Source organism: Lysobacter sp. HDW10 (assembly GCF_011300685.1).
In the GTDB taxonomy this organism is placed as follows: domain Bacteria; phylum Pseudomonadota; class Gammaproteobacteria; order Xanthomonadales; family Xanthomonadaceae; genus Solilutibacter.
In genome coordinates, this window is record NZ_CP049864.1 from 1353600 (window position 1) to 1372500 (window position 18901).

An 18901-nucleotide genomic window follows, 5' to 3' on the forward strand; every position below is an offset into this window, starting at 1 on the left:
GGCTGGGGTGTCATGGAGACGCCATACATGTCGGCAATTGCCAACCAAGTTCTGCGCCCGCGTGCTCCTCAAATCGAGCGTATCACCGACCTTCGCTCGAAGGTTGTGATCGAACCGCTCGAACGAGGCTACGGTCATACGCTGGGCAACGCCCTGCGTCGTGTCCTGCTTTCGTCCATCCCCGGTTTCGCTGTCACGGAAGTGAGCATCGACAACGTGGTGCACGAATACAGCACCATCGAAGGCTTGCAGGAGGACGTGCTTGAAGTGTTGTTGAACCTCAAGGATGTCGCCATTCGCATGGCCAGCGGCGAATCTGCAACCCTCACCTTGTCCAAACAAGGCGCGGGCGTTGTAACCGCCGGTGATATCAAGACGGATTCAAACGTTGAAATCGTGAATCCCGACCACGTTGTCTGCAATCTGACCAAAGATGCGCAGATCAACATGCAACTTAAGATCGAGCGCGGTTTCGGCTACCAGCCGGCTGCCCAACGCCGTTCTCCCGACGAAGACACCAGCACTGTGGGTCGTTTGATGCTTGACGCATCTTTCTCCCCGGTTCGCCGCGTGGCCTACGCCGTGGAAGCAGCGCGTGTTGAACAGCGCACCAACCTCGACAAACTCGTGCTCGACATCGAAACCAATGGCACGATCGATGCAGAAGAAGCAGTCCGTACCGCTTCCAACATCCTGATCGAGCAATTGTCGGTGTTTGGCGACTTCGTTCCGCGCCAAGCCGGTGCGCCGAAGCAACAAGCAGGTGGTGTGGATCCGATGCTGATGCGTCCGATCGATGACCTCGAGTTGACGGTGCGTTCGGCGAACTGCCTCAAGGCTGAAAGCATTTACTACGTCGGTGAATTGATCCAAAAGACCGAAGTGGAATTGCTGAAGACCCCGAACCTCGGCAAGAAGTCGCTGACCGAAATCAAGGAAGTGCTTGCACAGCACGGCCTGTCGCTCGGCATGAAGGTTGACAATTGGCCGCCTGCTGGCGTTTCGCAGCACGGCATGATGGGGTAATCCATTTCCCTGTTGGCAACGACAGGGAATCGGCAAGCCCACTGACAGATATTTGAGTAGGAATCACGACCATGCGCCACCAGAAATCCGGACGCAAATTCTCCCGCACCAGCGCGCATCGCGAAGCGATGTTCCGCAACATGGCGGCTTCGCTCATCAAGCATGAGCTGATCCGCACCACCTTGCCGAAGGCTAAGGAACTGCGCCGCGTCGCAGAACCCCTGATCACCTTGGCAAAGACCGATGGCGTTGCAAACCGCCGTTTGGCATTCTCGCGCTTGCGTGACAAGGAAGCCGTAGGCACCTTGTTCACCGTGCTCGGTCCGCGTTACACCAGCCGTCCGGGTGGTTATGTGCGTATCTTGAAGTGCGGCTTCCGCGACGGCGACAACGCGCCGATGGCGTATGTCGAGCTCGTGGATCGCCCGGTCGCTGTTGACTAATAGTCAACACACCGCAGCAAATCAAAAACCCCGGTCAAACGACTGGGGTTTTTTGCTATTGTGTGGGGATGGACATCCCATTCATACCTAAAACGTTTCGTGCGCGTTGTTTGCTTGCTGCGTTCGCATGCGCGGCGATGTTGGGATACGCGTTCTACGCACAGTTTCAAGAGGGTTTGATGCCCTGTGCGTTCTGTATTTTCCAGCGCGTGTGTTTTGCCGCGCTTGGCGTCGTTTTCTTGATCGCAGGGCTGCATTCGCCGCGCCCGGGCAAGGGCCGCAAAATTTACGCCGTATTAGCCGCGATCATCGCCTTGATTGGCGCGGGCATTGCGTTCCGCCACGTGTGGGTTCAGTTGTACCCGCCGCCGATGGCGATGTGCGGCTCACCCTTGGATTTCATGCTGCAGACCATGTCGTTCGATAACGTCATCCGCAAGGTATTGACCGCGACGGGTGACTGCAGCAACACCGATTGGAAACTCCTCGGCATGACCATGCCGGCATGGAGTCTGATTTCATTCCTCGCGTACGCCGGCTGGGCAATTCATGCCGGTTGGTCTACGCACGCACGTGATGGTTGGAGACGGTTTAAGTGAAACCCGTTCTCGCTGCATCCGGGTCACTGCCATCGCAAGCAAACGCACCATGGACACCGCAAACCTGGCGCAATAAGACGGCGCTGCAGCAGCCCACATACCCTGACTCGGCCTTGCTCGAAGAGGCCGTCGATGAAGTGCGCGCATTGCCGCCCCTGGTCACCTCGTGGGAAATCCTCTCGCTGCAACAACAAATTGCCGAAGCACAAGAAGGCAAACGCTTCTTTTTGCAAGGCGGCGATTGCGCTGAGATTTTTGCCGACTGCACCAATGACGTCATTTCGAATCGACTGAAAGTACTGCTGCAAATGAGCCTCGTGCTCGTGCATGGCTTGCGCAAGCCGGTCGTACGCGTGGGTCGCTTCGCAGGACAGTATGCAAAGCCGCGCTCGTCAGATTTGGAAGTGCGTGATGGCGTGAGTTTGCCGAGCTACCGCGGCGACATCATCAACTCACCTGAGTTCACTGAAGCCGCGCGGACACCCGACCCGCGTCGCATGATTCGCGCACACGCGCGTTCTGCGATGACACTGAACTTTGTGCGCGCGCTCATCGACGGCGGTTTCGCAGACTTGCACCACCCGGAATATTGGGACCTCGCATGGATGAAAGATTCGCCGCTTGCGGGTGAGTACCAACGCATGGTGGATGGCGTACGCGATGCCGTGCAGTTCATGGAAACGCTGTCTGGCCACAAGCTGCGCAACATGGAGACCGTAGATTTCTACGCCTCTCACGAAGCCTTGCTGTTGCCTTACGAAGAAGCTGTGACCCGCGAAGTGCCGCGTCAAACCGGCTGGTTCAACATGGGCACCCACTTCCCATGGATCGGCATGCGCACGGCGGCAGCCGACGGCGCGCATCTTGAATACATGCGCGGCATCCGAAATCCAATTGCGGTCAAGGTCGGTCCTTCGGTGACCACAGGCGAATTGCGTCGCGTCATCGACACATTGAATCCGGAGAACACACCGGGCCGTCTCACCTTGATTCACCGCATGGGTGTGAAGGAAGTCGACACCAAATTGGCACCGCTGTTGAAAGCGGTGCAAGCGGAAGGTTCGCGCGTCCTCTGGGTCTGCGACCCGATGCACGGCAATACTGAAACCGCTGCCAATGGCTTAAAGACGCGCCGCTTCGAAAACATTCGTGGCGAAATTGAACGCGCATTTGAAGTGCACGCTGCCTGCGGAACGCATTTGGGCGGTGTGCATTTGGAACTTACGGGTGAGAACGTCACGGAGTGCACGGGGGGTGCACGTGCTTTGACCGATCACGATTTGGAACGCGATTACCGCTCCACCGTCGATCCACGCTTAAACGATGAGCAGGCATTGGAAATCGCCATGTCGATCGTCCGGAGTCAGAATCCTGCCTGATCCCGTTGCGTGGATATCAGTGAGCCCGGGGAGGGGCGAATTGCATCAATAGTTTTTGGAACAACTTGGCGATGTGGCCGAGCGAACTCGTTGTATGTGTGCTGTTGCTGTATGCCTTTTTGTTGTTGTCGACGGTGTGGGTGTATGCGGCCCGCAAGTCGATTGCGCTAAGAGAAAAGATCATGGCGTGGTGGATTTTCCTGCCCGCTGTGACTTTTGCATTGTTATTCACGGCGGCAGCGGGCTGGGCCCTCTGCGCGATCATCTTGTGCCTTGGGGTGCGAGAGGTGGCGTCGCACTTACGTGCTGATCAAGGACACCCGCGTCTAAGCGATCTTCTTCTGTGCGCAGCATTGTGCATCGCGATTGTTTGGGTCGTCTGGTTTTTTACGTGGGTCGGCGTGCTCGTATTCGCACTCGCGTTTGCCGCCATCTGTTGGCTGTTTGGTCACCCGCATCAGCACACGCGCAGGCGCGCGGCCATGTGCGCACTCGTACTGCTTTCGTCGGGTATGGCTTTCCTGCCCAAGCTGCAAGCACAACTCGTCGATGACGGTCGATGGGTGCTGTGGCTATGTGCCGTCACGGCGCTGTGCGATGTTGCGCAATATATCGCGGGGACCACGATGGGCAAGCGGCAAGTCACACCTAGTGCGAGTCCGGGGAAAACCTGGGCAGGATGGTTCGGCGGGCTCGTTGTCGCCGTCTGTACCAGCCTCGCATTAGGCGGTGCGCTGTCACTCGCCACATGGCCTCCGTTGCTTGCCTATGGCGTGGCGATTGCGGTCAGCGGATTTATGGGCGACGTGTCGTTTTCAGCCTGCAAGCGAATGTTAGGCATCAAAGATTTTTCATCGCGCGTGCCCGGGCACGGCGGTGTGTTGGATCGTGTCGACAGTTTGACCTTCACGGCCCCGACGATTTTCATCCTTACTTTCTTTCAATCTGCGTCCGTTTGACGCCCCAAACAAGAGTGCATTTCCCCCATGCAACGCCCTTCAATAGAGTCTGATTTCAATACATTCGATCGCATGCGCCTGTTCTACCGGACATGGAAGCCGGTCGTCGAGCCGTCTGGCAGAGTGCTGATTTTTTTGCACCGCGGACACGAACATTCAGGCCGCGTCGAGTCGCTGGTTGAACGTATCGCGGGCCCAGGCGACCTGTGCTTTGCATGGGATGCGCGCGGTCATGGCAAGTCGCCGGGTGTTCGGGGTGATGCGCCGGATTTTTATGCGTTGGTGCGCGACTTGCATGCGTTCGTGCAGCACGTGGTGCAAATGCATGGCGTGAAATTGGAACAGATCTTCATCGTTGCCAACAGCGTTGCTGCGGTCACCACTGCGACCTGGCTGCATGACTACGCACCGCAAATTCGCGGCGTAGCGATGGCCGCTGCTGCGTTCTCGATCAAGTTGTATGTGCCGCTTGCCGAGCCCGCATTGCGTCTTGGGTTGAAAGCGAAGCCGGACCTGAAGGTGACGAGCTACGTTCGACCTTCGATGATCACGCATTCCGAGAAAGAGGCCAAAGCGTATGCGTCTGACCCATTGGTGACGCGTGACATTTCCGCACGCGTATTGGTCGACCTTGCCGACACGGCGCGCCGCGTGGTGGCCGATGCGCAGGCAATCGATGTGCCTGTGTTGATGTTGGTCGCAGGTAAAGACGTCGTGGTTCGCACAGAGCCGCAACGTACGTTCTTCGACGGCCTGTCTTCGACCTTGAAGCAATGGCAGCTGATACCTGAAAGTCGCCACGCGATTTTTCATGAAGCGGACACCCGTGTCGGAGATGCGGCATGCAAATCGTTTATCGAGGCGTGCTTCAACAGCGAAGTGCCGAGCGCCGCGCGATTTGTCGATCACGACACGCGAAGCGCGAGTGCGCGTTTGCATGCAACGGTCGCGGCGGGCGTCAAACATCCAAGTTTTTCCAATCGCATGCAGCGCGCGATGCTACGTCGCATCGGCCATTTGAGTGACGGCATGCGCATTGGCTTGAAGCAAGGCTTCGATTCGGGTGCGTCTTTGGACTATGTCTATAAGAACGAAGCTTCTGGCAAGTTGGGCATCGGCGCATGGTTGGATCGCGGTTATTTGGACGCAACCGGTTGGAAAGGGGTGCGCGTGCGCAAAGTGCACATGCAGTCTTTGCTCGCGGCACAAATTCGCACGTTCCCGAGTTCGTCTGTGATTCACGTGTTGGATATTGCGGCAGGCTCAGGACGCTACGTGCTGGAAACCTTGGCGCAATTCAAAGACCGAACATTTGAAGTCGAACTGCGTGACCTCGATCCGAACAACTTGAAAGCCGCAGAAGCCTTGGCGAATTCGCTGGGCTTGAGCGAGCGCAATCAAATTCGCTATGTGCCGACGGATGCTTTTGCGCCAACGGATGGGAATGCGCCGGATGCGCAATTCGACATTGCGATTGTCTCAGGGCTGTATGAACTGTTTCCCGAAAATGCGCCGGTCTTGGGATCACTCGAACGGATCGCCAAGCAAGTTCGTCCAGGCGGTGCACTTATTTACACCGGGCAACCTTGGCATCCGCAACTGCGTCAAATTGCAGAAACCTTGGACAGCCACCGGGGGGGTGCATGGGTGATGCGTCCACGTCCGCAGAACGAACTCGATGGTTTGGTCCGCTTGGCGGGCTTTGAGAAGACCGGCTCCGAAGTCGGACCGCAAGGCATCTTTACGGTGTCTGTGGCGCGTCGTGTTTAAGACTCGCCCGGCAGCGATTGAAGAGTGTCCAAACTAGAAGCAACGCGATGACGGCCAAGAGGCCATTGCGCAGGCCGGGCGATACCCCGGCCGCGCACATCAGCGCGAGTACGGCATAGGCAAACGCGCGATCGCTTTTTCCCATCGGTCCTTGGTGGGCACGCGTCCCGGTGATGGCTTGTGCCAAGACGCCGGTGAACTCCGCGACCAACGCCAACAAAACGACGCCGAGCGCGAGCGCCGGATGAATGCCGGCCACCCAAATGAAGGGCAGGTAGAGTGCGATATCTGCGAGCACATCACCCAGTTCGTTGAGCAAGGCACCGAGACGGCTTTCCAAACGCATGCGACGCGCGAGCATGCCGTCGAGCGCGTCCAATGCCATGCGAATCAAGAGCACGGGTGCATACAGCGCGAGCACCCAACGTGCGTCGGGCCACAGATACAACGCTGCGCCTTGCACGACGCTGATGAAAAGCGCAGCGCAGGTAATTTGATTCGGCGTAATGCCGGCAGCTTGCAAACCAGAGAGCAGGGGAGAGAGCAGGCGTTGGAATGCCGGTTTGATGGCGTAAATCGAAATCATGAAAGTTCGTCCTGTGGCGCCAAGGTGCGCGCGACGTGCACGCTTCGCGCAATGCCCATTGCGCAATGCAAATAAATGGTACGGCCTGCCGCGCGCTCGTTCGCCATGATCGCTGAAATGCGTTCGAGCGCGTGCGGCGGGGGTTCGCGCAGATCTAATAAGGGCACTGCGTAGTAGATCCCCGTTCGTAGTGCTGGCGTTTCTGAAAGCTCTGCAGATAGGTCGATGACACTACATGACTCGGGCAACAGATGCGTCTCGTGCACGGTAAGCCTGCGACCAACGAGAACATCCGGTTGCCAGTAAGCGAACGGCGGGCGTCTGTGCGTTCGCGCGCGTTGCAGCGCCCATGTGAGCCAGTAGCCTGCCAACCACGGCGCCAGCATGAGCCATCGCATTAGTGGGACGCGCCCACGCTGCTTGCGTGCGAGGTCTGCGTCATTGATGGCATAGGCATACGCGACGTAGGCCAACGACAAAGCGACGTATAGGCCGATCCACGCGACGCCAAGATGGATTGCCGTGTTCAACACCAAGAGCGCGCCCACGAGGTAATGCAAGCTCACGTCAGGCGTCGGGCGCGTCGGGCGGACACACAGAATCACACCTACGGCCAATGCAACGCCTGCCAACGCGTCTGCCACGTGATGGCGATGGGTCAACACCGCAGAACATGCCATTAAGCACAGCGCACCGTACGCGAGCGGGCGTTGCCAGTGCTTGAGATAGGGCACGGCCGTCATCGCCAAGCAGGCGTAGGCCACGTGCAAGGACGGCCATTGATTTCCGCGTCCATCGTATCGATCGAGTGCATGCAACAGCCGCATGGACACACTGTCGGCGTTTTCGTGCAGCGCAAACGTATTGATCGCAGGGAGTACCGCAAAGCACAGGCCTGCAATCGCGGTAATGCACATCAAGCGTCTGCTGAAAGTTCTCAGTGGCGCACCCTCCGGTATGAAAGCAAAGCACGCAAACAACACCGGCAAGGAACACACATAGATCCAAACCATCGCGGGCCATAACGGCACGACCGCATCCAATGGCAGTGCAAAACGATGCAGCGCATCGATGTCATAGGCATGCAAACGGGCACCGCCGTACGCAATGCAAAACACCACGGCATTCAACACACCCAAGCGCACGCGACGCGCGGTCGAATCAGACAGGCGTTGCGCAGACGACGAGGCGTGGTGAGAATACGGCATGGGGAGAACGGCAAAGTACGAACGATGCATGGTAATGGCAGGCGGCGGATTCCGCTTCGGCTATTACCTAGGCATGCACGCCGCAGCAGAAGAACTCGAACGAGCCCCCGACATCATCCTCGCTGCCTGCGGCGGCGCCATCGCAGCCGCAGCCATCCACGGACTCCCCGACACCGACACCCGCCGCGACTGGCTCTGCGCCCCCGAGCTCTACACCTTCCAACGCAACATCCGCAGCCTCCCCCCCGCCAACGCAAAATTAACGGTGACAGGTACAGTTAATCGGGTGTGGCGGCAGTGGACGCAGCAGGCGGCGCACCGCGCGGCGCCGGATTTGCTGCGTGATGCGATGTTTGAGTTGCCGGCGCTACCGGTGATTCCGACGGCGCGATCGGGTGGAACAGACATCGCGATCATTGCTGCGCGTGTGAGCACCCATGCATCGATGTCGCACTGGCCGTATCAGCTGCATGAGACGGTGTTTGCGCCGAATCGCGTGGCGGGCTTGCTTGCAAATCGTGCAAGTTGGGCCAAGCCGTTCTTGAAGTCTGCCATTGCGCCCGCGTTGGAATGCAATACAACGGTGGCCATTGAACATGCAGTGCGTGCTTCGGTGGCAGATCCTTTTTACTTTGCGAGTGTTCACGCGGAAGGCCAAGACTGGTCTGGTGGGCTCGTTGATTTATTTCCAATCGAAATTGCACATGCACTCGCAGATCACGTGGTGATGGAGCGCAAGCGAAAGTTCAACCCGCTCTATGCGCAGCCGGCAGTGCGCGCTGTCTATGGCGTGAATGGCAATGCACGACGGCGCGCCGTGCAAGACAACACACATGCGGATGTTTGGGTGGACACGACCGACGTGTCGCGCGTGCTCCGTCATGAAACGGAACGAAAGCAGTACGATCGCGCCACCGGTCAAATTGTTCTGCGTGCCGCGCCAACGCACAGCGAATTCGTCAGGCAAATGACCGCGCAGTGGCACTACGGGCGCGAGCGCACCTTGCGCGCATTTGAAGCTGCGAACAAGCGCAAGACATGAAGCGCGTACTCATCATCGGTGGCACACGCGGCATGGGGCTCGGCCTCGCCTGTGCCTATGCGCGCGAAGGTGCGAATGTTGTCGTGGTTGGACGCGATCCGAGCTGTTTGTCGGATGCAGCGGTCCAGCTAGGGATTAGCGCTCGACAAAGTGATGTCACTGATCCAACGCAGATACAAGCTCTAGTGTGCGAAGTGGGGGCCGAAGGTTTGGATCGCGTCATCTACAGTGCGGGCTATTACGCGACCTCTAAGCAGATTCAAAAAGATCACAGCGCGCTCGAACGCATGCGCGCAAGTAATGTCGCCGGCATCCAACACGTGTTCGACGCGGCGATGCCATTGATGCGTCCATCGGGACGCTTCGCGGCCATCGCCTCTATCGCAGGCTTACTTCGCGCCGATCCATGGTCAACAGACTATGCCGCCAGCAAACGTGCAGCCATTGCCTTGTGTGAAGGCTATCGTGTCGTCGCCGCACTGAAGTCGGTCGGCGTGACCGTCTTGATTCCGGGCTATGTCGATACCGCGCAACTGCGCGCATTGAATGGTGGTTCTGCTGCGCATAAGCCCTTTCTGGTGAGCGAGGCGCGCGCCGTCAAACGCATGCATGCAGCGCTGGAAAACGGTGAGCCGCGATGTGTCTTCCCTTGGCAACTCCACACGCTGGTGCGACTGTACAACCACTTACCCGTGCGCCTACGTGCCCTGCGCGCATAGAATCAGATATCTCTTCAGGGGGTTGATCATGCGTCGTCGATTTGTCCGTTCTCTTCGTTTGCCGATGCCTGTCTTGGCGTGTGGCTTGATGTTGGCTTTCGGTGCTGTTGCCGCTGTATCCGCGCAAGACGCGCCAGCACCTCTGACCTCCAGTCAAACCACGCAGGTACGTTTGCGCGGCTTGTCTGCAGTGAATGATCAATTGGCCTGGGCATCAGGCGTCAAAGGCACGGTCATTCGCACCAGCGACGGCGGCACGACGTGGCAAAACGTGTCCGTCCCGAACACCGACGCACTCGACTTCCGTGACATCCAAGCCTTCTCTGCGGACGAGGCGATTGTCTTGGCAGCAGGCCCCGGGCAAAGCTCTAAGCTCTATCGCACCGTCGATGGCGGCGCCACGTGGACCTTGGTATTACAAAATCTAGCGGCCGATGGCTTTTACGACTGCATGGTGTTCGAAGGTGATCACGGTTGGATGATGGGCGATCCGATCGAAGGCCGTTATCAAATCTTTGAATCGCGTGATCGCGGCGCGCATTGGGCGCAATCGGCGAATGGTACGCCGGCAGCAAAAGACGAAGCCGCCTTTGCCGCAAGCGGCACCTGTATTGCACGCAATCGCAACAGCACCTTCGTCGCGACTGGCGGCGCGCAAGCCAATCTGCATATGAAGGTAGACGGCATGGGTGTATGGCAAAAGTTCGATAGCGGTATGGGACGCGCGGTGAGCTCGGCAGGTGTGTTCAGTGCTGCGCCTATGGGTGAGCGCATGATGCTCGTCGGCGGCGACTACAAGCTGGAAAAACAACCTGGCAACGCGGCGATCTATTCGAACGGCAAGTTGAAAGCCATCCCGGCACCGCCCGGCTATCGCTCTGGCGTGGCGTGCTTTGCCGACGGCGAACGCTGCGTTGCCGTCGGGCCGAGCGGCGCAGATGTGTGGGATGGCAAAGGCTGGCGAAGCGTCAGCACTGAATCTTGGGACACGGTGGCGATTGCAGGTGATTCCGCGTGGATGAGTGGTGTCAAAGGACGCGTGGCGCGAATTGAGCAACTCAATGCCACCCCGCGTGCAGGTGACGCCACGCCATGATCTTTTTTGGTCAAGGCGAGCGCGTGGTCGCCTACGGCGAGGTAGAGAAGCACCGGTGTCCACGCTGCTGCGAAGAACGGCTGTTTCAACCGCAGCTACGCTATAAATACGGCCACATCTATGCCTTGTTCGGCTGGGTGTATAGCAAACGCTATGAATTGGCCTGCGGTGAATGCGGTCACGGTTGGGTACTCGACAAGAAAGCAGAAGAGGCCAAGCTCGACAAATTGCCCATCCCCAGCCACTTGCAATACGGCTTCATGGTCTTCTTGGTGGCCTTGATTTCTTTGGCCATCATCGGCGCAGGTTATAACGGTGTCGCTTTCTTGCCGTAGTTCGGGTGACGTCTGCGGATGTCGTGGATCAAGTACGCCACGACCGCAAGATTGAGTACCAAGATTGACGCTTCCAATACATGCGGATGCTTGAGCAAGGCAATGATTTCGAAAGGCAAATAAACGCCTGCACTGATGGCACCGAACCACGACGCCCATTCGCGCGTGCGCCACAAACCATAGCCTTCAATAAAGCGCATCGCCGCATAGATCAATGTCACCGCGACTGCGACGTGAATGCTATTTGCACTGATACGAGAAGACAGCTGCGCCAACATGCCATTCTGCGCGTCCATATGGAACGCGCGTGCAAGGTGCGCGATGGCCTGTTTGACCGGGGCAGGGCCCGCCCACGCGAGTGAAAACCCGCCCAGACACGCCACAGCGCCTTTGAACAATTCGACGACTGCAATCCAACGCAGCGCCTTTTGAGGGGAGACAACTTCCACGAGTGGATGCGACTTCCGGTTTCGGAATTAAGCGGCGCGGCTCGCGCGCTTACGGTCGGTTTCCAAACGATGCTTCTTGCGCAAACGGATCGCCTTTGGCGTCACTTCCACCAGTTCATCGTCGTCGATGAATTCCAGCGCTTGTTCCAACGAGAACTTGATCGCAGGAATCAGGCCTTCGTCTTTGTCGGTACCCGATGCGCGGAAGTTGGTCAGCTGCTTGCCGCGCAAAGCGTTGACCGTCAGGTCGTTGTCCTTGGCGTGGATACCGACCACTTGGCCTTCGTAGATTTCTTCACCCGGCTCAATGAACAAACGGCCGCGTTCTTGCATGGCAATTTGCGCATAAGCAGGCGAGGGGCCCGTGCCGTTTGAAATCAATACACCGTTCTGACGCTGACCGATTTGGCCTTCCGCCTTCACGTTGTAGTGGTCAAACACATGGAACAACAAACCGGTACCCGCCGTCAGCGTGCGGAATTCGGTTTGGAAGCCGATCAGGCCACGCGCCGGAATGATGAATTCCATGCGCACGCGACCCTTGCCATCTGGCTCCATGTTTTGCAGCAGCGCTTTGCGCTCACCCAAACGGCCCATCACGCCGCCTTGGAATTGTTCTTCCAAGTCCACAACGAGTTGTTCGTAGGGTTCTTGCATCACGCCGTCGATTTCACGAATGATCACTTCCGGACGCGACACAGCCAATTCGTAGCCTTCGCGACGCATGGTTTCAATCAAGATCGACAAATGCAATTCGCCACGGCCCGACACCTTGAACTTGTCAGCGTCGCTGGTGTCTTCCACCTTCAAAGCCACGTTGTGTTGGGTTTCGCGGGTGAGACGATCACGCAATTGGCGTGAGGTCAGGAACTTGCCACCGCTGCGATCTTTGGCGCCTGCGAACGGTGAGTCGTTGACTTGGAAGGTCATCGAGATGGTCGGCTCGTCGACCGACAACACCGGCAATTGTTCAACCGCTGTTGGATCGCAAATCGTTTCAGAAATGCCGAGGCCTTCGATGCCCGAGAACGCAATGATGTCACCGGCTTGTGCTTCCGGCACTTCGACGCGTTCGAGGCCCATGAAACCGAGCACTTGAAGCACCTTGCCGTTGCGCGTTTTACCATCGACGCCTACGACAGTGACTTGCTGATTGGTGCGCACTTTGCCGCGCTGGATACGACCGACGCCGATCACACCGACGTAGTTGTTGTAATCCAACGAGGTCACGCGCATTTGGAACGGACCGTCTTCGCTCACAGGCGGCACGGCCACGTGCTTGATGATGGCTTCGAACAGCGGCGTCATGTCGCCTTCGCGCACGGATTCGTCGAGGCCGGCATAGCCGTTCAGACCCGATGCGTAGACAACCGGGAAATCCAGTTGTTCATCGGTGGCGCCGAGGCGATCGAACAAATCAAAGGTTTGGTCCAACACCCAAGCCGGACGTGCGCCCGGACGGTCGACCTTATTAATAACGACGATCGGCTTGAAGCCCATCGCAAACGCTTTCTGCGTCACGAAGCGCGTTTGCGGCATCGGACCGTCCATGGCATCGACCAAGATGAGCACGGAGTCGACCATCGACAACACGCGTTCCACTTCGCCGCCGAAGTCGGCGTGTCCGGGGGTGTCGACGATATTGATGCGGAACTCTTCGCCTTCCGGCGACCTCCACTTGATCGCGGTGTTCTTCGACAGGATGGTGATACCGCGTTCTTTTTCGATATCTCCGCTGTCCATGACGCGCTCTGTAAGCACGAAGCGCTCGTCGAAGGTGTCGGATTGCTTCAGTAGCTGATCGACAAGCGTAGTCTTGCCATGGTCGACGTGGGCGACAATAGCGATGTTGCGGAGATTTTGAATGGACATGCGGAAAGGGCCGCCTTGCGCGACCGAGGGACAGGAAATGAGGGGCAGATTATACGGGAAAAACCGGAAATCCCACCTTGTCTCCACCTGAACCGGCCCCATGTTAAGTTCACCCCCTTTCAAGCTGAACCTTCAGGAGTTCGACATGGCATTGACCGCCACCTTTGATACTGACCGCGGCCCCATCAAGCTGGAGCTGTTCCAAGACAAGGCGCCGCTGACCGTCGCCAACTTCGTCAACCTCGCCACCAAGGGCTTTTACGACGGCCTGAACTTCCACCGCGTGATCGATGACTTCATGATCCAAGGCGGCTGCCCGCAGGGCACAGGCACCGGCGGCCCGGGCTACAAGTTCGAAGATGAGACCAACAATGGCGTGCCCCATGAGCGCGGCGTGTTGTCGATGGCCAATGCCGGCCCGAACACCAATGGCAGCCAGTTCTTCATCACCCATATCAAAACCGATTGGCTGGACGGCAAGCACACCGTGTTCGGCAAGGTCTTGGAAGGCCTAGACGTGGTCGATAGCGTGAAGCAGGGCGACAAGATCAAGTCCGTCAAGATCGAAGGCGATATCGATGGCGCGCTCGCTGCCAAAGCCGATCGCGTGGCCGACTGGAACGCCAAGCTCGCACCGTAAGCCGCTGCTAAAATTCAGCGCAACACCCTTCGGGGCGATGCATCCATCAAGCACCTCCGGGTGCTTGATGTCTATTTGGGGTAAGCAATGAAAGGTTTGACGATTGTCTTGAGTTTGACCCTGGCGCTGGTGGCTGGCTGCAATAAACCGGTGGAGGGTCGTCCGGACGAAGTTGCAACGGCCGTCCACAGCGAAGACAGCTTTCTATCCGGGTTCGATGGCGTTTGGGCCACGACGAGCAGCGCGAGCACGGACGATGCAGAGACCGTCTATCGCTTGCGATTCGCGAAAAACGGCAGCGATCTTGTCATGGACAACCATGTGTTTGATGCCCATGTGATCGATGTCGACACTGTGAATCAAACGGTGACGTTTCAAACCAGTGGCGAGACAGGGCCGCAAGAAATGTTGACCGTTGCGCGCGTCGTTGAAACCAAGGATCGCGGCAATCCGGAAGCACCGTTCACGCTGCGTATCACCTTCGGCAATGGGCAGTTCTCAGATTTGAGTTTTGTCCGTCGATTGATGCCGCAAGATGTGCAATTCATTGCTGAAGCGCGTCAAAGCCTGTCGGCTGACAGCGAGGAGACCGCTGAGGTCTCGCAGTCCGTTGAAACGTCGGATGCCTGTGCCGATCAAACCAGCTTCATTGAGCGCACAACCTGCAAGGATCCTGCGCTGAAAGAGGCGCGCGCGGGCTTTGAATCTGCGTTCGGCGACGCCGTCATGGCCCACGGTCAAGAGGCGGGCAGCAGCATGAAAGCCGCACAGCGCCAACTGGACGCGTGTGCCAGCACGGAATGCCTACAAAAGACCTACGCCGAGTGGACGAAATACGTGCACGAGAATTATCCGGTGCACGCCACTGATGCAGAGTAAACAAGCGTTCGTGGTAAAATTTCGGGCTCCACCGATCCGTTGAAGAGAAGCGAAATGCCTGATTTTTCCAGTCGTATGGACCGCGCCAAACCCAGCGCCATCATGGCCGTTGCGGAGAAGGCCAAAGCGTTGAAAGCGGCCGGCAAAGACATCATCAGCTTCTCTATCGGTGTGCCGAACTTCCTGCCTGGCGACCACGTATACGCCGCCGCGCGCGATGCCTTGTCGCATGATTCGGGACAGTACGGAAGCAACCGTGGTGCACCGGCTTTGATTGAAGCCTTCCTAAAGCACATCGCCGAAATCGGTTTGACAGGCTATACCGCGAAAAATGTCGCCACCGGTATCGGTGCGAAGCACGTGATCTACAACCTGTGTGAAGCCTTGTTGGATGAAGGCGACACGATTGCGTTTCCGACGCCGTACTGGACAAGCTACGTCGACATCGCCGAAATTCTCAATGCGAAGATCGATCTGTTGCCGTGTCCGGCATCGCAGCACTACAAGATGTCGCCGGCACAACTTGATGCCGCACTCGCAAAGAAGCCGCGCGTGTTCTTGTTCAACAATCCGTCGAACCCGACCGGCATGGTGTACAGCAAGGACGAAATTTCTGCATTGGCAGATGTGATTGCGAAGTATCCGGACACCTGGATCATCACCGACGATATTTACAACCGCATGATTTTTGATGGCAACGGTTATCACAACTTCGTGCATGCGCGTCCGGAATTGAAGGATCGCGTGATTTTCATCGATTCCTTGTCCAAGACGTACGGCATGCCGGGTTGGCGCGTGGGTTTCATGGCGGGACCGGAATCGGTTGCCAACGCGGTGACTACGATGAACTCCAATCACATCACCAACTTGCCGGAAATCACTACGGCGGCGGCGATCGCAGCACTGTCGGGTCCGCAAGATGTCCCGAATGCAAAAGTGCGCGAGTTCCAAGAGAAACGTGATCTTGTGATGGCTGTGCTTGATGCCGTTCCCGGTGTGGTCTGCCCGAAACCGGAGGGCGCGTTCTACGTGTTCCCGGATATCAGTGCGTACTACGGCAAGTCGCACGAAGGCAAAGTCATTCAAAACGACATCGAATTCTGCAGTGCACTGCTGGAGTCTAAGGGCGTCGCTTGCGTACCGGGTTCGGCCTTTGGTGAGCCCAATGCCATGCGCATCAGTTACACCTGCCCGACGCCGCAATTGGCGCCCGGTATGGAGCGCATCAAAGCGTTCTTCGCTGAAATGCAGTGATTCAATTCATCTAAAAACATTCGGAGTGATCCCATGAAACAACCCGTCCGCGTTGCTGTTACCGGCGCAGCTGGTCAAATCGGCTATGCACTTTTGTTCCGCATCGCTTCCGGTGAAATGCTTGGCAAAGACCAGCCGGTCATCTTGCAAATGCTTGAGTTGCCGATGGAAAAGGCACAAGCCGCGCTCAATGGCGTGATGATGGAACTTGAAGATTGCGCGTTCCCGCTGTTGGCCGGCATGGTCGGCACCTCGGATCCGGAAGTGGCGTTCAAGGACGCGGACTACGCTTTGTTGGTTGGCGCGATGCCGCGCGGCCCGGGCATGGAACGCAAAGATCTTCTGCTGAAGAATGCGGAAATTTTCACCGTTCAAGGTAAGGCTTTGAACAAGGTCGCGAGCCGCAACGTGAAGGTGCTTGTTGTCGGTAATCCGGCGAACACCAACGCGTACATCGCCATGAAGTCGGCGCCGGATCTGCCGTCAAAGAACTTCACCGCCATGTTGCGTCTCGATCACAACCGTGCGTTGTCGCAATTGGCGAACAAAGCGGAAGTGCCGGTCGATGCCATCAAGAAGTTGGTCGTGTGGGGTAACCACAGCCCGACCATGTATCCCGACTACCGTTTCGCGACGGTCGAAGGCGCGTCCTTGAAGGACAAGATTGACGACGCCGCATGGAACGCCAATCAGTTCATTCCGAATGTGGGCAAGCGTGGCGCGGCGATCATTGAAGCGCGCGGTTTGTCTTCTGCAGCATCGGCGGCGAATGCCGCGATTGACCACATGCATGACTGGGCCTTGGGCACGAATGGCGAATGGGCCACGATGGGCGTGCCGAGCGATGGTAGCTATGGCATTCCGGAAGGCGTGATTTATGGCGTGCCGGTGACGTGCGCCAATGGCGAATACACCGTGATTAAAGATTTGCCGATCGACGACTTCAGCCGTGCAGCCATGGACAAGACCTTGGCTGAGCTGGAAGAAGAACGCGCTGGCGTCGCACACCTTCTGTAAGCGAGTTGCTGGCGTCAGTAATGGCGCCAAGCTCTGAAATGATGCGACCCCTCCATGAAGACCGTCATTTCCTGATCTTCTCCAAGCCCCCGGGACTGCTTTCAGTGCCGGGGCGCGGTGAAGATAAACAAGATTGTTTGATTCATCGCATCCAGTGCCTGTGGCCGGATGCGCTGACTGTGCATCGCTTGGATCAAGTCACCAGTGGCGTGATGGTCTTCGCGCGCAGTCCCGAAATACACCGCGCACTCAGTGACGCCTTCGCCACACGCCGCGTACAAAAAACCTACGAAGCTTTAGTTGAAGGCGAACTGCGGGATGACAGCGGCACCATCGATTTGCCGCTCATTTGCGACTGGCCGAATCGCCCACGCCAAATCGTCGCGCATGCAATCGGCAAACCTGCTCAAACGCACTGGACCGTGCTCTCTCGCCACACCAACCACACCCGCGTAGCCCTGGAGCCCCTCACGGGCCGCACACACCAACTACGCGTCCACATGCAGGCACTGGGCCACCCCATCATCGGCGACGTCTTCTACGACGCTCTGCCTGCGCCACGCGTCATGCTGCACGCCCGCGCACTCACCTTCCATCACCCCGCCACACAAGAACACCTCACCTTCCAAGACCCCACCCCCTTTTAACCGTACCTGTCACCGTTAATTCAAATTAACGGGGACAGGTACAGTTAATTTAGGGCGTAAAATTGGGGTTTCGTTTGGAGCTGCTTCATGACGCAATTGTCCGCAGGCGCGCGATTCCGCGCCGCGCTCTCTGAAGAAACCCCACTGCAAGTGATGGGCGCCATTACGGCCTATGCGGGCTTGATGGCAAAACGCACCGGTTACCGCGCCTTGTATTTGTCGGGTGGTGGTGTGGCCGCGAATTCGTTGGGTATGCCGGACTTGGGTATCAGCACGATGGAAGATGTGTTGACGGATGCGCGTCGTATTGTCGATGCCACCGGTATGCCGTTGTTGGTCGACATTGATACAGGATGGGGCGGGGCGTTCAATATCGCGCGCACCATTCGTAACTTCGAACGCATTGGCGTAGCCGCAGTCCACATGGAAGACCAAGTCGGACAGAAGCGTTGCGGTCACCGTCCGGGTAAAGAAGTTGTGCCGTTGTCCGAAATGGTGGATCGCGTTAAAGCCGCAGTGGATGCCAAGACCGACAAAGACTTCGTGTTGATGGCACGCACAGATGCGGCGGCGGTTGAAGGCATCGATGGCGCCATTGAACGCGCAGTCGCCTATGTCGAAGCGGGCGCTGACATGATTTTTCCGGAAGCGATGAAAACACTCGAGGACTACCGGAAGTTCAAAGCTGCAGTCAAAGTGCCGATTCTTGCGAATCTCACCGAGTTCGGCTCAACACCGTTTTTCACCACGGACGAATTGCGCAGCGCAGGTGTCGACATCGCCCTGTACTGCTGTGGCGCCTATCGCGCTATGAACAAGGCCGCATTGGGTTTCTACGAAACCGTGCGCCGCGAAGGCACACAAAAGAACACCATCGATCAACTGCAAACCCGCGCCGAGTTGTACGACTTCCTCGGCTATCACGCATACGAAGACAAGCTTGATGCCTTGTTTTCAAATCAGGCATCCAAGGAGTAAGCA

Annotated in this window: 20 protein-coding genes; 16 read left to right on the forward strand and 4 right to left on the reverse strand. The window is 57.6% G+C overall.

Annotated elements, in window-relative coordinates; translation table 11 throughout:
• Positions 1 to 27: 27 nt before the first annotated feature.
• The 6 genes from rpoA to G7069_RS06515 all read left to right on the forward strand — a co-directional run bounded on the left by rpoA (position 28) and on the right by G7069_RS06515 (position 6176).
• Positions 28 to 1026 (forward strand): DNA-directed RNA polymerase subunit alpha, encoded by a 999-nt coding sequence (gene rpoA, locus G7069_RS06490; protein WP_166295451.1) that lies wholly within the window; start codon positions 28 to 30, stop codon positions 1024 to 1026.
• A gap of 71 nt (positions 1027 to 1097) precedes the next feature.
• Positions 1098 to 1469 carry a 50S ribosomal protein L17 gene (gene rplQ, locus G7069_RS06495; protein WP_166295453.1) on the forward strand — a complete coding sequence of 124 codons (372 nt, stop codon included), beginning with the start codon at positions 1098 to 1100 and terminating at the stop codon, positions 1467 to 1469.
• A 68-nt stretch (positions 1470 to 1537) separates the two neighbouring features.
• Positions 1538 to 2068: a disulfide bond formation protein B gene (locus G7069_RS06500; RefSeq protein WP_166295455.1), complete on the forward strand. Its 531-nt coding sequence runs from the start codon at positions 1538 to 1540 to the stop codon at positions 2066 to 2068.
• Positions 2065 to 3447: a 3-deoxy-7-phosphoheptulonate synthase class II gene (locus G7069_RS06505; protein ID WP_166295457.1), complete on the forward strand. Its 1383-nt coding sequence runs from the start codon at positions 2065 to 2067 to the stop codon at positions 3445 to 3447. Before G7069_RS06500 ends, G7069_RS06505 begins: the two co-directional genes overlap by 4 nt.
• A 71-nt stretch (positions 3448 to 3518) precedes the next feature.
• Positions 3519 to 4406: a phosphatidate cytidylyltransferase gene (locus G7069_RS06510; RefSeq protein WP_240912664.1), complete on the forward strand. Its 888-nt coding sequence runs from the start codon at positions 3519 to 3521 to the stop codon at positions 4404 to 4406.
• 27 nt (positions 4407 to 4433) lie between these two features.
• Entirely contained in the window at positions 4434 to 6176 is a 1743-nt protein-coding gene (locus tag G7069_RS06515; RefSeq protein ID WP_166295461.1) for a bifunctional alpha/beta hydrolase/class I SAM-dependent methyltransferase, read from the forward strand.
• On the opposite strand, the gene G7069_RS06520 is transcribed toward G7069_RS06515, so the two are convergent.
• Together G7069_RS06520 and G7069_RS06525 are read right to left on the reverse strand one after the other, a co-directional pair.
• Positions 6148 to 6762, reverse strand: coding sequence for a CDP-alcohol phosphatidyltransferase family protein (locus G7069_RS06520; RefSeq protein ID WP_166295463.1), 615 nt, complete (start codon positions 6760 to 6762; stop codon positions 6148 to 6150). The genes G7069_RS06515 and G7069_RS06520 overlap by 29 nt on opposite strands.
• Positions 6759 to 7970 (reverse strand): phosphatase PAP2 family protein, encoded by a 1212-nt coding sequence (locus tag G7069_RS06525; protein ID WP_166295464.1) that lies wholly within the window; start codon positions 7968 to 7970, stop codon positions 6759 to 6761. The genes G7069_RS06520 and G7069_RS06525 overlap by 4 nt, the downstream gene beginning before the upstream one ends.
• A gap of 28 nt (positions 7971 to 7998) precedes the next feature.
• Between G7069_RS06525 and G7069_RS06530 the strand changes: the two genes are divergently transcribed.
• Genes G7069_RS06530 through G7069_RS06545 form a run of 4 tightly spaced genes read left to right on the forward strand, consistent with a single transcriptional unit; the run spans position 7999 to position 11162 of the window.
• A complete protein-coding gene (locus G7069_RS06530) occupies positions 7999 to 9012 on the forward strand; it encodes a patatin-like phospholipase family protein (RefSeq protein WP_166295465.1) in 1014 nt (337 codons plus the stop codon).
• A complete protein-coding gene (locus G7069_RS06535; RefSeq protein WP_166295466.1) occupies positions 9009 to 9731 on the forward strand; it encodes an SDR family NAD(P)-dependent oxidoreductase in 723 nt (240 codons plus the stop codon). Before G7069_RS06530 ends, G7069_RS06535 begins: the two co-directional genes overlap by 4 nt.
• Positions 9732 to 9759: 28 nt before the next feature.
• On the forward strand, positions 9760 to 10827 hold the full coding sequence (locus G7069_RS06540) for an oxidoreductase (protein WP_166295467.1): 1068 nt from the start codon (positions 9760 to 9762) through the stop codon (positions 10825 to 10827).
• Complete coding sequence (locus G7069_RS06545; protein ID WP_166295468.1) at positions 10824 to 11162, forward strand: hypothetical protein; 339 nt, start codon at positions 10824 to 10826, stop codon at positions 11160 to 11162. Before G7069_RS06540 ends, G7069_RS06545 begins: the two co-directional genes overlap by 4 nt.
• On the opposite strand, the gene G7069_RS06550 is transcribed toward G7069_RS06545, so the two are convergent.
• Both G7069_RS06550 and typA read right to left on the reverse strand, forming a co-directional pair.
• Entirely contained in the window at positions 11135 to 11611 is a 477-nt protein-coding gene (locus tag G7069_RS06550) for a DUF2127 domain-containing protein (protein ID WP_166295469.1), read from the reverse strand. The genes G7069_RS06545 and G7069_RS06550 overlap by 28 nt on opposite strands.
• Before the next feature lie 27 nt (positions 11612 to 11638).
• Entirely contained in the window at positions 11639 to 13483 is a 1845-nt protein-coding gene (gene typA / locus G7069_RS06555) for a translational GTPase TypA (RefSeq protein ID WP_166295470.1), read from the reverse strand.
• Positions 13484 to 13628: 145 nt separating this feature from the next.
• On the opposite strand from typA, the gene G7069_RS06560 reads away from it, so the two are divergent.
• The 6 genes from G7069_RS06560 to prpB all read left to right on the forward strand — a co-directional run bounded on the left by G7069_RS06560 (position 13629) and on the right by prpB (position 18898).
• Positions 13629 to 14123: a peptidylprolyl isomerase gene (locus tag G7069_RS06560; protein WP_166295471.1), complete on the forward strand. Its 495-nt coding sequence runs from the start codon at positions 13629 to 13631 to the stop codon at positions 14121 to 14123.
• An 87-nt stretch (positions 14124 to 14210) separates the two neighbouring features.
• Positions 14211 to 15002 carry a hypothetical protein gene (locus G7069_RS06565; protein WP_166295472.1) on the forward strand — a complete coding sequence of 264 codons (792 nt, stop codon included), beginning with the start codon at positions 14211 to 14213 and terminating at the stop codon, positions 15000 to 15002.
• A 54-nt stretch (positions 15003 to 15056) separates the two neighbouring features.
• Positions 15057 to 16256: an aminotransferase class I/II-fold pyridoxal phosphate-dependent enzyme gene (locus G7069_RS06570; RefSeq protein ID WP_166295473.1), complete on the forward strand. Its 1200-nt coding sequence runs from the start codon at positions 15057 to 15059 to the stop codon at positions 16254 to 16256.
• 33 nt (positions 16257 to 16289) lie between these two features.
• On the forward strand, positions 16290 to 17273 hold the full coding sequence (locus G7069_RS06575) for a malate dehydrogenase (protein ID WP_166295475.1): 984 nt from the start codon (positions 16290 to 16292) through the stop codon (positions 17271 to 17273).
• Between the two features lie 20 nt (positions 17274 to 17293).
• Positions 17294 to 17920, forward strand: a complete 627-nt coding sequence (locus G7069_RS06580; RefSeq protein WP_240912499.1) for an RluA family pseudouridine synthase — start codon at positions 17294 to 17296, stop codon at positions 17918 to 17920.
• An 87-nt stretch (positions 17921 to 18007) separates the two neighbouring features.
• On the forward strand, positions 18008 to 18898 hold the full coding sequence (prpB, locus tag G7069_RS06585; protein ID WP_166295477.1) for a methylisocitrate lyase: 891 nt from the start codon (positions 18008 to 18010) through the stop codon (positions 18896 to 18898).
• The last annotated feature ends 3 nt before the right edge of the window (positions 18899 to 18901 follow it).

Coding starts and splice junctions, on each gene's coding strand:
- G7069_RS06540 (WP_166295467.1), top strand. CDS start 9,760: ATGCGTCGTCGATTTGTCCGTTCTCTTCGTTTGCCGATGCCTGTCTTG.
- G7069_RS06520 (WP_166295463.1), bottom strand. CDS start 6,762: ATGATTTCGATTTACGCCATCAAACCGGCATTCCAACGCCTGCTCTCT.
- rplQ (WP_166295453.1), top strand. CDS start 1,098: ATGCGCCACCAGAAATCCGGACGCAAATTCTCCCGCACCAGCGCGCAT.
- G7069_RS06500 (WP_166295455.1), top strand. CDS start 1,538: ATGGACATCCCATTCATACCTAAAACGTTTCGTGCGCGTTGTTTGCTT.
- G7069_RS06575 (WP_166295475.1), top strand. CDS start 16,290: ATGAAACAACCCGTCCGCGTTGCTGTTACCGGCGCAGCTGGTCAAATC.
- G7069_RS06565 (WP_166295472.1), top strand. CDS start 14,211: ATGAAAGGTTTGACGATTGTCTTGAGTTTGACCCTGGCGCTGGTGGCT.
- rpoA (WP_166295451.1), top strand. CDS start 28: ATGTCGGCAATTGCCAACCAAGTTCTGCGCCCGCGTGCTCCTCAAATC.
- G7069_RS06580 (WP_240912499.1), top strand. CDS start 17,294: ATGGCGCCAAGCTCTGAAATGATGCGACCCCTCCATGAAGACCGTCAT.
- G7069_RS06535 (WP_166295466.1), top strand. CDS start 9,009: ATGAAGCGCGTACTCATCATCGGTGGCACACGCGGCATGGGGCTCGGC.
- G7069_RS06560 (WP_166295471.1), top strand. CDS start 13,629: ATGGCATTGACCGCCACCTTTGATACTGACCGCGGCCCCATCAAGCTG.
- prpB (WP_166295477.1), top strand. CDS start 18,008: ATGACGCAATTGTCCGCAGGCGCGCGATTCCGCGCCGCGCTCTCTGAA.
- G7069_RS06515 (WP_166295461.1), top strand. CDS start 4,434: ATGCAACGCCCTTCAATAGAGTCTGATTTCAATACATTCGATCGCATG.
- G7069_RS06545 (WP_166295468.1), top strand. CDS start 10,824: ATGATCTTTTTTGGTCAAGGCGAGCGCGTGGTCGCCTACGGCGAGGTA.
- G7069_RS06510 (WP_240912664.1), top strand. CDS start 3,519: ATGTGGCCGAGCGAACTCGTTGTATGTGTGCTGTTGCTGTATGCCTTT.
- G7069_RS06570 (WP_166295473.1), top strand. CDS start 15,057: ATGCCTGATTTTTCCAGTCGTATGGACCGCGCCAAACCCAGCGCCATC.
- G7069_RS06525 (WP_166295464.1), bottom strand. CDS start 7,970: ATGCCGTATTCTCACCACGCCTCGTCGTCTGCGCAACGCCTGTCTGAT.
- G7069_RS06530 (WP_166295465.1), top strand. CDS start 7,999: ATGGTAATGGCAGGCGGCGGATTCCGCTTCGGCTATTACCTAGGCATG.
- typA (WP_166295470.1), bottom strand. CDS start 13,483: ATGTCCATTCAAAATCTCCGCAACATCGCTATTGTCGCCCACGTCGAC.